The organism is Bartonella sp. MR30HLJHH (assembly GCF_042194195.1).
GTDB lineage: Bacteria > Pseudomonadota > Alphaproteobacteria > Rhizobiales > Rhizobiaceae > Bartonella > Bartonella grahamii.
In genome coordinates this window covers 1-1,199 of record NZ_JBHIMO010000071.1, presented here as the reverse complement: position 1 = coordinate 1,199, position 1,199 = coordinate 1, and the positions used below count along the sequence as shown (strand labels likewise).

Genomic DNA, 1,199 nt, shown 5'->3' with positions numbered 1-1,199 from the left:
CTCGTTTTTAACATTCGTGATAGAACTACCAACTCCTGCAAAAGCACTCGCTACATCAGAGTAATCCTTATCTTCAGAGGTGCCATCTTCATTGACTGTTTTAACCTTGAAACTAGGAACAACCCATACACCATTCTCATAGCTAGCAGCACCGCCTAAAGATTTTGCAACACTGCTCCCTAGGGTATGAAGCTGATTACCCGCTACAGCATCGCTTGAGGTTGAAGTAATGTCACCATTCTTAAGTGATGTAATCTTGCTATTGGTTGCCAATTCTGGCTTCAAGCCACCACTCGGTCTCCTTGAATGTTGCGCTACAAACGCATTATCAGTGTCACTCCAATTCAAAGAATCATATTTTTCATCTTTAATCTGATTGGTAATCTCGTTTTTAACGTTCTCGAATGAATCACCAACACCAGCAAAGGCAGTCGCGACATTGTCATAAGACTTCTCAGTCGCAGTGCCATCTTTATTGAAGGTCTTAACCGTGAATGTAGGAGCAACCCATGCACCATTCTCATAACTAGCAGCACCGCCTAAAGATTTTGCAACACTGCTTCCTAGGGTATAAAGCTGATTGCCAGCTACAGCATCGCTTGAGGTTGAAGTAATGTCACCATTTGCAAGGGATGTAATCTTGCTATTTGTTTTGCTATTTTCTTTTCCATGCAAGGCTACAAAGGCGTCTGTAGTCTTGTCCCACAACAAGGCATCACCTTGAGCAATGATAATGTCTTTTTCAATCTCTTTGGTAATTTCATCCTTAACATTCTTGAATGTATCTTTAACGTTCTCGAATGAATCACCAACACCAGCAAAGGCAGTCGCGACATCGTCATAAGACTTATCAGTCGCAGTGCCATCTTTATTGAAGGTCTTAACCGTGAATGTAGGAGCAACCCATGCACCATTCTCGTAGCTAGCAGCACCGCCTAAAGATTTTGCAACCTCAGTGCCCAATGTATGAAGCTGGTTACCCGCTACAGCATCGCTTGAGGTTGAAGTAATGTCCCCATTCTTAAGCGATGTGATCTTGCTATTGGTTTTGCTGTCCTTTTCCCCATGCGTTGCCACAAAGGCTTTACTCTTATTACTCCATGATAAAGAATCTTGTGCAATTCCTTCTGAGACTTCCTTAATACGATCGTTAACAGTCTTGATATTATCATCAAGTCCTTTAAAGGCTGTTTCAACAC

At 42.2% G+C, this 1,199-nt stretch carries 1 pseudogene; it reads right to left on the bottom strand.

Annotation, left to right across the window (positions count from 1 at the left end):
• A pseudogene (locus ACFIKR_RS09300) lies at nucleotides 1-1,199 on the bottom strand (hypothetical protein); the annotation flags it as partial.